The following is a 14004-nucleotide window of genomic DNA, read 5'->3' on the forward strand; positions in this document are numbered from 1 at the left end:
AGCAACCAACGGGAGGGGGATTTTCCCCCTTTCTTTTTTTAATCCAACGAACATGAAAAATAGACTTAATAAAAAAATCAGCACTAAGTTACTTCTTGCTACTTCATGGATGATGCTTTCTTTCAGTTCATGCAATGACAATAATCCCCAAGATCAAGACAATGACAAACAGGGGAATGTAGTTAAGCTTAACCTAGAGCCTAATGAAACTTTCCAACAAATTGATCACTTTGGAGCATCAGATGCTTGGTCTGGACAGTTTGTTGGTGCTTGGTCAGATGCCAAGAAAAATGCCATTGCGGATCTCTTATTTAGCCAAGAGATTGACGCACAAGGAAATCCAAAAGGGATTGGTCTTTCACTTTGGAGATTCAACCTTGGAGCTGGAAGTGCAGCGCAGGGATCTGACAGTGGTATCGGAGACGAATGGAGAAGGGCTTCATCAGTTATGGATGCTCAAGGGCAATTCAGTCCCGAGCGACAAGCGGCTCAGTTATGGCTTGCTCAAGCTGCCAAAGAAAGGTCAGTAGATCATTTGCTTGTATTTCTCAATAGCCCGCCAGTTTGGTTGACTAGGAATGGAAAAGCCTTTGCATCCAATGCCAACGAATCTAATTTAGCAAGTGAGCAATACGATGCTTTTGGTGAATACATGGCCAAGGCTATTCAGGGTATAGAACAAGAAGGATTAAAAGTAGACTATATTTCTCCAATCAATGAACCTCAGTGGGATTGGATAGATGGAGGACAAGAGGGTACACCTTTTTGGAACCATGAAATTGCGGGAATTGTGAGAGCTTTGGATAAGAAGTTAGAAGAAAATGGACTTTCTACCAAGATTGATATTGCTGAGTCTGGTCAAATTGAGTACTTGTATGAGGTTCATAATAGACCGGGAAGATCCAATCAGATAGCTGATTTTTTCACACCAGGATCTGATAATTATATTGCTGACCTCAAGCACTTGAGTAATAATATTTCTGGGCATAGCTATTTTACTACTTCTCCATTTCAGATGGCAGTGAGTAAAAGGAATCAGCTAGCTCAAGCCATGTCAAGTGTTCCAGGTTTGAAATACTGGATGTCTGAATACTGTATCTTGGGTGATAATGATGGTGAAATTCAAGGAAACGGAAAAGATTTAGGAATAACACCAGCCTTGTACATGGCAAGGGTGATTCATAATGATCTTACGATTGCTCAAGCTTCTGCGTGGCATTGGTGGATTGGGATTTCTCCATATGATTATAAAGATGGCTTGGTTTATATTTCTAAATCAAAGACTGATGGAACCTATGAAACAAGCAAAATGCTTTGGGCTTTGGGAAATTATAGCAAGTTTATCAGACCGGGGTTTGTTCGTGTGGGATTGACTATAGAGCAGCAGCAAGCACAAGACCAGAACTTGCTTTGCTCAGCCTATAAGAATCCACAGACAGGCGAACTAGTGATAGTGGCTATCAATTCCTCGACAAATGAAGTGAATATAGAACTTCCTTTATCTGGCGACTACTCAAATAGTGAATTGCAAGGTTATTTGACAGACCATGAGCATGACTTGGCATCATATGAAATAATTGCAGGAGAACCAATCAAGCTGCCAGCAAGATCTATACTTACTTTGATCACCCAAAACTAAAACTCATGACTAGAAAAATGAATAAAAAAGTTTATCTAATCATTTTCTTTCTTTTTTTCTTCTCCTTAGCAAAGGCTCAGCAATCGGGTAAAGAGCTGTTCAATGATCAATGGCAGTTTCAACTCAACGATGCAAGCTGGGAACAAATTCAAAAAGTAGATGCAGGCTGGAGAACTTTAGATTTGCCACATGATTGGAGTATTGAAGGGCCGTTTAGCTCGGAGTGGGCAAGTGGCACAGGATATTTGCCAGGTGGCATTGGATGGTATAAGAAAGAATTCGAAATTGAGAATTTTGATGCAGATCAGGTTTATTCAATATACTTTGATGGAGTTTACAAAAACAGTGAAGTATGGCTCAATGGTCAGCATTTAGGAAAGAGGCCTTTTGGCTTTATCCCTTTCCAATATGAACTCACAAGCCATTTGAATACTGGAAAAAACACGCTTTACGTCAAAGTAGATCACAGTGAATTTGCTGACGCAAGGTATTATACTGGTTCTGGAATCTACCGCAATGTATATTTGATCAAATCTTCACCCATTCATTTTGCTCAGTGGGGAGTTTATTTTCATACACCAGAAGTTAGTCATAGTTCAGCTGAGGCCTTACTTGAAGTAACAATTGATCATCAGAAACATGCTGACTATCCGATCCAATTGAAGGTTTCTTTACGTGACCCTTCTGGAAAGGAGGTCATCAGTGAGCATCATGAGTTTGATTTGACTTCAAATTCCAACAGTATACAGGAATTGTCTTTCGATATACCTACTCCAAAACTTTGGTCTCCCGCTGATCCGAATCTTTATGCTTTGCAAGTTTCTATTTGGGATGGATCCAAGAAGCTAGATGAGTGGAATGAAAACGTAGGTGTTCGGAGTTTTAATTTTGATGCAGAAAAAGGTTTTTCACTCAATGGAGAAACCATGCTACTCAAGGGAGTCTGCATACACCATGATGCAGGTGCACTTGGAGCGGCCGTACCTGAAGAAGTATGGAGAAATAGGTTGGAAACATTAAAAGCTTTGGGCAGCAATGCTATTCGAATGAGCCACTATCCGCACCAGGATTATATCTATGAGCTTTGTGACGAAATGGGTTTTTTGGTTCAAGATGAAGCTTTTGATGAATGGGAGCTTGGGAAAAATAAATGGATAGAAGGATGGAATGCAGGAACTCCAGGCAATGATCGGCATCATAATGCTTTTGAAGAATGGGCTGAGAGAGATGTGGAGGATATGGTAAGGAGAAATAGGAATCGACCTTCGATCATCATGTGGAGTATTGGTAATGAAATCGATTATCCTAATGACCCTTATAGCCATCCAATCCTAGACGAAGGCAGGAATCCGCAGATATATGGTAAAGGATATCAGCCCAGTAATCCCCCAGCTGCTGAATTGGGAAGAATATCAGCTATACTCGCTAAAGCGGTAAAAAAATGGGATACGACAAGACCAGTGACTGCGGCACTTGCAGGAGTAGCCATGTCCAATTTTACAGATTATCCTGACAATTTGGATATTGTAGGGTACAATTATCAAGAGTATAGGTATAAAGAAGATCATGAAACATTTCCTGATCGGGTGATTTATGGAAGTGAAAATGGAGATGGTTTGGATGCTTGGTTTGCAGTGACAGAGAATGAGTTTATCTCTTCACAATTTTTGTGGACAGCATTTGATTTCATCGGCGAAGCTAGACCATGGCCCTCGAGAAGTAGTGGGGCTGGAATTATAGATTTGGCTGGCAATCCTAAGCCTGATTTCTATTTTAGACAAAGTCTTTGGTCAGATGAACCTATGGTTTATATCGGAATAGCTCAAAATGAAAGGCAAGTCACTCGTAGAGCGGGGATATCAAACACATGGAGTGGTGCAGAAGGTGAGTCAAAATGGGTGGTCGTATATTCCAATGCAGATGAAGTTGAGCTTTTTCTCAATGATCAATCACTCGGTAAGCAAAAGATGAGCTATAAAGTAGATCTTATGCCTGGCTGGCAAGTTCCTTTTCAAAAAGGAAGTTTGAAGGCCATAGCTTATAAAGATGATCACGAAGTAGCCACCTACATCCTAAATACTCCAAGTGATCCATCAAAAGTAACAGGTCAACTTTCTACTCCAACCTATGAAAAAGCAGGAGAAGTGATAGAATTGAACTTGCAGATTGTAGATCGCAATGGAAACTTGATAGAAGATGGATCTCATCTGGTCTCTATAGAAATAGATGGAGGAGCAGAAGTATTGGCCATGGAAAGCGGGGATTTGAGTAGCCATGAAAAATACCAAGCTTCAAGTAGATATACCTACCAAGGCAAAGTAAAAGCTTATATCAAAATCAAGTCAGCAAATCAAAATCTGAAACTGACCGTACGTACTGATGGTCTGCCAGATGAAGTCTTTCAGCTAAATCATCAATCAAAGTTAGGAGTGAGTAACTAATAAGGATAAAGTGATTCGTAAGTAAATGATATATAGTGATTTATAGATTTTTATTTTGCATTGTATATTTGTTTTGATATACTTCTTAGCTAAGCAGAAGCCAGAGATTTTTCTCTGGCTTTTTTTATTCTCAAACCAAGTAATGTTCTATGGTATTGATTTTATGGAGATTAAGAGAGCTGTTGATAACTGGTGTATAATTTGTTTAAAACCTTTGAAACAAACAGCTTACATTTGTTATTATGGCAGAGCAAAAATCACAGGGAAAAGATAGAATTTTAGGAAGAAAGAAGCCTGATTTGGCAAGTATCTCAGGAGTAGGGAAATTGCCCCCTCAAGCTATTGAATTGGAAGAGGCAGTATTAGGTGCGTTGATGCTTGAGAAAGATGCACTGACACAAGTAGTGGATATTTTGCGTCCAGAGAGTTTTTACAAAGAATCTCACAAAGTGATTTATTCAGCCATTTTAGATCTTTTTGGAGATAGTCAACCGATTGATATGTTGACTGTGACGAATCAGCTCAGGAAAAATGGTAAATTGGAAATTGCAGGAGGAGCATTTTTTATCACAGAACTTACATCCAAGATTTCTTCTGCTGCCAATATTGAATATCATGCGAGGATTATCACAGAGCAAGCGATGAAGCGTGATCTGATCAGTATTGCCTCAGAGATACAAAAGGAGGCTTTTGAGGATACTACTGATGTCTTTGAGCTTTTGGATAAAATGGAATCCTCACTTTTTGAGATTTCTGAGAAAAACATCAGAAAAAATTATTCAGATATGAGATCCATCATGAAAGCTGCTATCATGGAGTTGGAGTCTAAAAAAGGCCAGAAAGATGGGCTTACTGGTGTTCCGAGTGGATTTACTGCTTTGGATAGGGTGACTTCAGGTTGGCAAAAATCAGATTTGGTGATTATTGCAGCTAGGCCAGCGATGGGTAAGACCGCATTTGTACTTTCTGTATTGAGAAATGCCGCTGTAGACCACAATAGACCAGTAGCCATATTCTCTCTAGAAATGTCATCTGTACAGCTGGTCAATAGGTTGATCTCTTCTGAGGCAGAACTTGATTCAGAGAAAATTAAGAAGGGTAATCTAGCGGATTATGAGTGGGAGCAATTAGTTCATAAAACAGCAAAACTTTCCAAATCGCCACTTTTCGTAGATGACACACCAGCTCTTTCCATTCTTGAACTTAGGGCAAAGTGTAGGAAGCTCAAGGCGCAGCATGACATTCAAATGATTGTCATTGACTACTTGCAGCTGATGTCTGGAGATTCAAAGTCGAGTGGAGGTGGAAACAGAGAACAAGAAATCGCCAGCATCTCTAGATCACTTAAGATGATTGCCAAAGAATTGGAAGTGCCAGTGATAGCTTTGTCTCAGCTTTCAAGGGCGGTAGAGACTAGGGGAGGAGATAAGAGACCACAATTATCTGATTTGAGAGAATCTGGAGCCATAGAGCAAGATGCCGATATGGTAATGTTCCTCTACAGACCTGAATACTATGGAATCAATGAGGATGAAGATGGTAACTCAACCATGGGTGTGGGTGAGGTTATCATAGCCAAGCATAGAAATGGCTCTTTAGAGACCGTGAAGTTGAGGTTTATAGGTAAGTATACCCGATTTACAGATTTGGAACTTAATGTTCCATACAAACCCCAAGATGCTTTGTATGGGAGCAAATTCCCAAGTAGTGCAAGTGGACAAGGCTTTGATTCAGGCAATATGATCAGGGTACAATCTAAAGCTAATGGAGGTGATGAAGATAGTCCCTTTCCTGGAGGCTTCGGTAACAATGAGCCAGCTCCATTTTGATGAAAAATAAAAAAGGTGTCTCGATTGATCGGACACCTTTTTTTAATGGGTTCGAATTTACTTTATCTTAATCTTCTAAGGCTCTATAAGCATTGATACCTCCGATTACATTTCTTACTTTGGAGAATCCTTTCGTTTCCAAAAACTTCTTAGCATTACCACTTCTTGCACCTGATCTGCAATGAATGATGATCTCCTGATTTTTGTACTGATTTATTTCATCAAGTTGATGAGGCAAAGTTCCCAAAGGGATGTTCAATGCGCCTAAGTTGTCCTCTTCATATTCCCATTCTTCTCTGACATCGATGAATACAAAGTTCTCTTGATTTTCCAATCTTTCTTTTAATTCTTCTACTTGAATATCTTCCATGATTATTTTACGATTATTCTATAAGATTGAGGTTTTCCTTGTTCATATACATTGATCAAATATATACCCCTCATTTGATTTCCAAAATTAAGGATTTTACCCTTTTCAGCTTCTTCCATTTGAACATTAATTGATCTGCCATATTGATCAATAATACTAATCAGCTGAAAATCACCTTCTATTAGCACATATTCTGTAGCAGGATTTGGATAGATTTTTATACCACCTCTTGGGATAATTTCTCCAGATTCGAAAGGTGCTGATTCGCTCAAATGTGGTCTAATCATCAATGAGCCTTCGACAATTTCATTTTGCTGCCAACTTCCTGTAACATTGTAATAAATTTGGTCTCCATTATCTCTGTTTTTGTCTAAACCTACATATACAAAATCATTGGAAAATTGCATAAATCCTACATAAAACTCTTCTGGTAACTGAATATTTTCATCAAACTCAAAATAACTAAAGTCTCCCAAGCTTTCTTTTGATGGAATAACTGTTTCCAAAACGTATATGGGTGCTTGATTTAGATCTGTCCATACCATAATGTCTATACCTCTTCCAAACTGTCGGAAGTTAGTGAAATTGATGCTTACTCCTTTGAGAAATGCTTCTTGAATCTTTTCAAATCTTACAGCAAGCATGCCAGATCGTTGATTGATACCAGCTGAATAGTCTAGCTCTCCATCATCATAAGCTAAAAAATCTCTAACTGCCACAGTTGTTCTTACCGTATCGTTGATCCTTAAATTTACTTCTGGAAAAATTATACTATCACCTTCTATCAATTGAAACAGAGATCGATCACCAGTACTCAGATAAGTAAGCACCTCAAGATCCGCCTCTCCTTCAGGTAGTGCTTCTGAGGTGATCAGGTTCGAAGAAATTGTCCTCCTTTCCAAAGCCAAAGGTACAGGGTTGATCGGTGTGTTGTTATTGATCCTTTGCAATACGGTCTGCGTCTCTTTATTTCTTACTTCTACAGAGTATTCCATCGCTCGGAATCTATTTTCTAGATTTTTAAATTCATTCCCAGTTCTGTTCAGATAGATCTCTGGATTAGCTTTTAACTCAAACAGAGGAATGGAACTGTATCGATTGAATATGGGAGTGTTTGCCTGTGTCAAAGCCCGGTCAAGTCTATTTAGGTCTTGTGAACTTCTGTTTTTATTCAAATATACATAATCTATTAGCCAAGTATCGAAAGGTCCAGACAGTCTTCCACGTGATTGAAATCTAAACTGAAAGGATTCATGCATGTATGATTCAGTGACCTGAACCATCTCTTGCGTAAAAAAGAGGCGATTAGCTTCCAATTCTCCATTTTGCCTCCATACTTCCATCCAGTCTCCATTGGCGTTCAAAAATTCCAATGTGATAAAATCATTGGCATCTGGCATTTCAGCTTTCCCTGCTGGTTGCCAATAAAAGCTCAAAAAGACTGTTTGTTTTTCTGAGTCTGTTAAGTCACTCAAATCAATCATATGAGATGATAACCTATCAGCAACGCCTTGAGTCAATGGACTATCTGCATAAGGTTGACCATCTGAACCAATTCCATCAAGTAATGCCACTCCTATACTAGGTGCAGAATTGGCGACGGTATATGAATGAGAGGCTCCTTGATTGATCCATTTGGTATCATCTATCCCTCTGGTGCTAAAATCATCCCAAAATGGAAGATTCAAAACTATGTCTTCTCTCACTCTAGCATTTTGTAATTGATTTTGGTCAGTAGGATTAGGAATACCGAGTTGTTTAAATTGAGCAAGTAGGTCACTTGTACTTTGAAAAAGTAGTATAAGTGAAAAAATAAAGATTGTTTTAAGCTTTGTCATTCAAAATCTCTTTCTTTTGATATTTCAGAAATCCATAGATCAAGTGGTTCACCTGTTTTTACTTCTGCACCTGCTGGAGGAATTTGCCTCACTATAGTACCTTGAGGTACAGAATCAGTAGTTACATAATTGATCCTTCCCATTCTCAACCCTGATCCTATGATCAAGAATTCTGCATCTACTTCATCCATCCCGATCAAGTTTGGTACATCTAGGATTTGATTTCCCAATCCATCACCCACGACCAAGTCAATCTGAGATCCCTTTGGGATTTCGAAGCCCTCTGGGATATTTCTACCCCTATACTTTTGCTCTAAAACGACGTTGTTTCCAATATCTGGAACGTATTTTATCTCACCTCTAACTAAGCCGATGTTGGCCAAAATTTCTTGGACATTTTTCAATTGACTATGTACCAAATTTGGCATCTTGATCATAGGTGCATTCTTTGAGTTCAGCGTGACATAAATCTTCCTCCCAGATTTAACTTGACTTCCTGCTTTTGGGATTTGTTTCAAAACTGTCAAGGATGGTAAGTCAGCATTGAATCCACTGTCTAACTCAACTTCATATTGCAAGTTTCTACTTTTTAAGTAGTCTTCTAATTCGTCGTGTCCAAAGCCCTCTAAGTCAGGCACTGATACAGTCTGTCCATGATTCGTGTAAGATGGTAAAAATACTTTTAAAAATAAAAATGAAAACAGGGTGATCACCCCAAATATGATCAGTATATGTATCCCAATTTTTTTTATGGAACCTTTGATTTCACTCATGAAGATAGATTTTTTTTAAGCTAACGTATAAAGGTAAAATTATATTTAACCTTCTCCAATAAATGTGCCCTTTTGATCTAAAAATGTATGTCAATCTTTTTTCACTATCGATCACTTTCCAACAGTTCAGACATACAATTTGTATTTAAGATTATTTTTTTCAACCTTCAAAAAGTTTGACGCGTTTCAAAAATCATATAAATCCATCATGGGAGCCAATGTTTTTGAAATTCCTTAATGAATGATCAGTTTTCGTGTTTCTGTAATGGAATTGCTCGTGATCTTTACAATAAATACACCTTTGGAGAATAAACTGGTACTGAAAGTATAGGTTTGGTTCAAGGTATTAGGATAATTAATATCCTGTACCATAGCTCCAGTAGAAGAAATTACTTGGATATTTACTTCTTCATTAGTTCTTAAGTTAAACGTTACATTAAACACATCTCTTGCTGGATTGGGATAGATCACCGTATTTCCTAGACCTGGGTCAACAGGATCTGGATTTGCAGAGAGGAATAGTTCAATATCATCTATGTATATAGGATCATTGGTAGTGCTTCCATTTTCAGCCACAAAAGCTATTCTTGCATTTGTCCTGCCGCTTCCAGTGAGAGAACTTAAATCTACGAATCCTCTACTAAAATGCTCTCTCATATTTGGATTTACTATGCCAGAAGTTAGTGTGTTGATTTCTTCTCCAGATTTTCTGTCTAACTCGGTGTAGTTCACACCACCATCTATGCTTCCCATAATTTTGAATATGGTACTTGGTGATTGGTTACTTGCAGCTATTCTGTAGAATACACTAGCTTGTCTGCTTCCAGAGAGGTCAAAAGTTGGAGATCCTAACCAATGCTCTTCATTTGCATTATCATTTCTCAACCTGATCAGGTTGTTTTGGGTTTCACTTTGAAGAGGTATTACTTCCCAACTATTTTGATTGCTATTGATATTTACACTAGTCCAAGGTTCCAAAGCTGTAGAATTATTGAAATTCTGTCGCCATGGTACGGTGATGGTGTTGGTATTTCTGACATTAAATTGTATCAAAGAAGATTCATTTCCAGGATTTTGGTCAAAATTCGGAGATGTAATTTCGTAAGAGATCCTCGAAGTTCCATTACTATTCAAGGAATTGTCAAGTTCTAAGTCAAAAGATTGGTTGGGACCAATATTGAAGCCTGTCCCTACAAATGATTGTACTGTACTATTATTAGTTTGTCTATTTAAAGTAAAAGAATTGATACTGAGATTACCCGAGTTGAAAACTTGAAGTACTTCCTCACTCTGTGTACCATTATTTATGGGGCCTGGACTGATTAGCTTAATCAGATCAAGTTTATAGCTATATGTCTCTTCTGTTAAGACTTCAATATCCTTTAGGTATATATTGTTGCCGTAACCATTTCTAGCAATAAAAGCTATTCTTACATTGTCAAAATCATTGTATGCTTCCAGATTTACGATCTCCCTTCTAAATTGTGCGTTTGAACTTGGGATGAATTCATTCAGGGTAGGGTTAGCTGTTTGAAGTTGGAAGCTTTCTTTGCTGTATGGAGCATCAAGGATATTGAATGTATTGCCACAATCAGTTGACACAGCGATAAACATAGCGTCGGATATACCTGCGGAGTTATAAGGCGCATGGGCCATGTTGAAGGTTAATTGTGCGTTTGGGAAATTATTGAGATTGATCGAAGGTGAGATAAAGAAATCCAAAGCACCTGTGGCTTCATATAAAAAGTTTTGTATTCTCATCAGATCTTGATTTGTTCCAGAAATTGGGAGAGAAATTTTTTCCCAAGTGAAAGAATTGTCAGGATTTCTTATGATCCAATTATTTGTATCGCTCGATAGGTTCAATGCATAAGGTAGTGTAAGCGCTGTCTGTAATACTGGAAGACTACTAATCACATTGTTAGATGTATTGTCATCAGAGTCCTGCCCATTCACTTGCGTGATGATAGCTTGGAACTGGTCTTGCCCATTTCCAGTCAAAGTAATTGGATTGAATTCTACTAAAGCTACTTCACCTATAGCTAGGTTGAAACTGAAATTTCTACTTTGAAGTAAGGCACCATTCAGCCTAATTTCAATAACTGCGGACGTTATAGTTGTAGTCCCTCTATTAAGAATTTCTAAACTTGGTACGATTGTACTTTCACAAATGAGGTCTTGTGGGTCGATAATTCTTTCAATGGATAGATCGAGTCCAAATAGGTTTGGATCTTGAGTGGCAAAATTATTTATGAGAGAATTCCTTCTTGGACTAAATTCAAGCACTGCATTCATTCTATTCACTTGACCTTGTGTGAATAAATTCATACAAGCATCAGGACTATAATCCATAAAATTTTCAGTCATATCTCTGCTACCGCATGAAAAAATTGGAATGTTGATTCTACAGGAGTTGTTTGCGTTCTGCTGGTTTGGAGTATCTTCTACAAAGTCATCCACATCACAGCCATTGGCAGGGTTTTGAGCATCTCCCCATATGTGCCTGAGTCCGAAGAAGTGACCTACTTCATGCGTTGCAGTCCTGCCTCTAGACCCCGAGATTGCATTTCCTCCTTGTCCAAAATACCTGTAGTCAACCGTGATACCATCGAGTTCTCTTTGAGTAGGTATAAAGTTCAAGCCAGGTAAATCTGAAACAGGAAAAGTAGCATAACCTATGAATGGTTGCTGAAGTGGTACTACCCAAATATTCAGATAACTCTCTGGTGGCCAGATAGACAGCTCTGAAATCAATGCAGCATCTGTCTGGTCGTATAGATTTTTTGTGCCTAGGACTCGAACTATCCCATTTGTTGGTAGTCCTCTAGGATCAACTTTAGCAAGGACGAATTCAATATTTGCGTCTGCAGCTACATTCAGGAATTCGCTAGGCGTTTGATTTCTGTCCAAGTTTTCCCTTCTGAAATCTTCATTGAGAATTCTAATCTGAGATTCTATCTGAGAAACTGGTATATTGGAACCTTGACCTATGGGTGTACCTCCGTGAATTACGTGTACTACTACAGGTATTACCCTTGGATCATTCTGCATTCTGCTTTGAATCCTTGGAGATTTGGCTACTTCTTCTAGTTTTCCACTTATCCAACTTTCGAAGTAGTCTCTAGAACCATACACACCTAGCGCTTCTTCTTGTAGTTTTTCAAAATAAACATGAGCACACTTTTCATCATGAATATGCTGAAGAGGTTGACCAAAAAAGCTTTGTGCTTTGATTGAAAAACTCAAAAGAAAGAAGAAAAGGGTAAAACAATTGTTTACCCTTAGTTGGCTAGATGTTCTTATCATAAAGATTATTTTCTGGACTTAGGCCATTGTGATATTGATAGCTTCTACCTTTACAATCTCCGGAATTGCTTTTTTGATAGCTTCTTCTACTCCAGCCTTCAGTGTCATTGTGGACATAGGACAAGAGCTACATGCTCCAGTAAGTTCTAATCTTAGCACCATGTCATCCGTCAATTCTACTACTTTTACATTGCCACCATCAGCTTCGAGATATGGTCTGATGCTATCCAAGGCATGTTCTATTTTATCATTCATTTCCATATTGTTATTTTTTCAAATACACTTTTCGGTGCACTGATTTCTTTTTATTCATTAACGTGTACTACCGTAGTCTTACTTTTTTCTGCATTTCTGATCGCTACTTGACGAGCTACTGATTCTGCCAATTCTGAGAATGCCTTTTCTGTGATTCCTGCTTTCATCACTGCTGGAAAGCCAGAATCCCCACTTTCCCTTATACTTTGCACGATTGGAATTTCGCCTAAAAAGGGGACTTCAAACTTTTCAGCCAGCCTTCTTCCACCTTCTTTTCCGAATAGATAATATTTATTATTGGGCAATTCTTCTGGTGTAAAATAAGCCATATTTTCAACAACACCTAAGATAGGAACATTTATTTGAGCCTGTCTGAACATCGATAGTCCTTTGGTGGCATCTGCCAAAGCTACTTTCTGTGGAGTAGTGACTATGACAGCACCTGTTACGGGTATAGTTTGTACCATCGTTAGGTGAATATCGGAAGTACCTGGAGGCAAATCTATCAAGAGGTAATCTAATGCGCCCCATTCTACATCTCCTATAAATTGTTTCAAGGCAGAGCTAGCCATTGGACCACGCCATACCACTGCGGAGTCTGATGGTGTCAAGAATCCAATGGACATCAATTTTACGCCATATTGCTCTATAGGTATGATAAGGTTTTTGCCATTTTCTTGTTTTACAGCTGGTTGTTCAGCTTCTACATTAAACATCGTAGGTACAGATGGACCAGATATATCTGCATCTATCAGCCCAACTTTTGCTCCTGAATTAGCAAGAGCTACTGCAAGGTTGCTAGCAGTAGTGGATTTACCTACTCCTCCTTTTCCTGATGCTATGGCAATGATGTTTTTTACATTGGGAAGCAGAGGTGTGTTGTCTCTGGTAGTCGTTACTTGAGAGGTCATGAAAATGTCAAGGGAAATATCCTTTCCAATTTCATCTTCAATAGCCTCTATGCAATTGTTTTTGATTACTTCTTTGAGTGGACAAGCTGGAGTGGTCAATACCACTTTGAAGCTTATATTATTCCCTTCAATTTGTATATTTTGAATCATTCCTAAAGTCACCAGATCTTTTTTCAAATCAGGGTCTTCAACTTTAGATAGTGCACTTAGTATTTGCTCTTTTGTAATCGTCATGAACTGCTTTTTCAATTTGTGCGCAAGTTAATCTATAAATATTCTAAATAAAACCTTTAACATGTATTAAGGTTTAACAAAAATCAATAAAAAACAGACGAGAGGCTAGAAGCGAGAGAATAGAAACGAGAAGCGAGAGAAACAAGAATCAAGAAACAAGAAACAAGACTCGGGACACAATAGAACTTAGAATTATGAATAGGTTTCCCCCTAGGATAGGAGAGAATTTCCCCTCCCTTTCGCTGCAGGCATATTTCCACTTTATTTCGCTTTTGCGTATTTCTCCCTCATCCTTCTACCTTCATCCTTTCTAAAATCTAATCCTGAGCTATCAAGACAAAAATCTACAATCTAAAATCTAAAATCTCAGAATAGCTGAATACTTATTATATTTGAACTTTGATTTGG

9 protein-coding genes are annotated in these 14004 nt (G+C 38.3%); 3 read left to right on the forward strand and 6 right to left on the reverse strand.

Going from position 1 to position 14004, the window contains the following annotated elements; all coding sequences use genetic code 11:
- The first annotated feature begins 52 nt into the window (after positions 1-52).
- From MM214_RS08390 to dnaB, 3 genes are all read left to right on the forward strand, one after another.
- Positions 53-1639 carry a glycoside hydrolase gene (locus MM214_RS08390; protein WP_241294297.1) on the forward strand — a complete coding sequence of 529 codons (1587 nt, stop codon included), beginning with the start codon at positions 53-55 and terminating at the stop codon, positions 1637-1639.
- A gap of 5 nt (positions 1640-1644) precedes the next feature.
- Positions 1645-4080: a glycoside hydrolase family 2 TIM barrel-domain containing protein gene (locus tag MM214_RS08395; RefSeq protein WP_241294299.1), complete on the forward strand. Its 2436-nt coding sequence runs from the start codon at positions 1645-1647 to the stop codon at positions 4078-4080.
- A gap of 242 nt (positions 4081-4322) precedes the next feature.
- On the forward strand, positions 4323-5909 hold the full coding sequence (dnaB, locus tag MM214_RS08400; RefSeq protein WP_241294301.1) for a replicative DNA helicase: 1587 nt from the start codon (positions 4323-4325) through the stop codon (positions 5907-5909).
- Positions 5910-5976: 67 nt separating this feature from the next.
- On the opposite strand, the gene MM214_RS08405 is transcribed toward dnaB, so the two are convergent.
- The 6 genes from MM214_RS08405 to MM214_RS08430 all read right to left on the reverse strand — a co-directional run bounded on the left by MM214_RS08405 (position 5977) and on the right by MM214_RS08430 (position 13596).
- Positions 5977-6279 (reverse strand): rhodanese-like domain-containing protein, encoded by a 303-nt coding sequence (locus MM214_RS08405; RefSeq protein ID WP_241294303.1) that lies wholly within the window; start codon positions 6277-6279, stop codon positions 5977-5979.
- A 2-nt stretch (positions 6280-6281) separates the two neighbouring features.
- Positions 6282-8117 (reverse strand): T9SS type A sorting domain-containing protein, encoded by a 1836-nt coding sequence (locus MM214_RS08410; protein WP_241294305.1) that lies wholly within the window; start codon positions 8115-8117, stop codon positions 6282-6284.
- Positions 8114-8890: a PASTA domain-containing protein gene (locus MM214_RS08415; RefSeq protein WP_241294307.1), complete on the reverse strand. Its 777-nt coding sequence runs from the start codon at positions 8888-8890 to the stop codon at positions 8114-8116. The genes MM214_RS08410 and MM214_RS08415 overlap by 4 nt, the downstream gene beginning before the upstream one ends.
- Positions 8891-9124: 234 nt before the next feature.
- Positions 9125-12196, reverse strand: coding sequence for a M43 family zinc metalloprotease (locus tag MM214_RS08420; RefSeq protein ID WP_241294309.1), 3072 nt, complete (start codon positions 12194-12196; stop codon positions 9125-9127).
- An 18-nt stretch (positions 12197-12214) separates the two neighbouring features.
- Positions 12215-12457 carry a NifU family protein gene (locus MM214_RS08425; RefSeq protein ID WP_241294311.1) on the reverse strand — a complete coding sequence of 81 codons (243 nt, stop codon included), beginning with the start codon at positions 12455-12457 and terminating at the stop codon, positions 12215-12217.
- A 44-nt stretch (positions 12458-12501) separates the two neighbouring features.
- Positions 12502-13596, reverse strand: coding sequence for an Mrp/NBP35 family ATP-binding protein (locus MM214_RS08430; protein ID WP_241294403.1), 1095 nt, complete (start codon positions 13594-13596; stop codon positions 12502-12504).
- Positions 13597-14004: the final 408 nt, after the last annotated feature.

The sequence above is a fragment of the Belliella kenyensis genome, from assembly GCF_022549675.1.
Classification (GTDB): domain Bacteria; phylum Bacteroidota; class Bacteroidia; order Cytophagales; family Cyclobacteriaceae; genus Belliella; species Belliella kenyensis.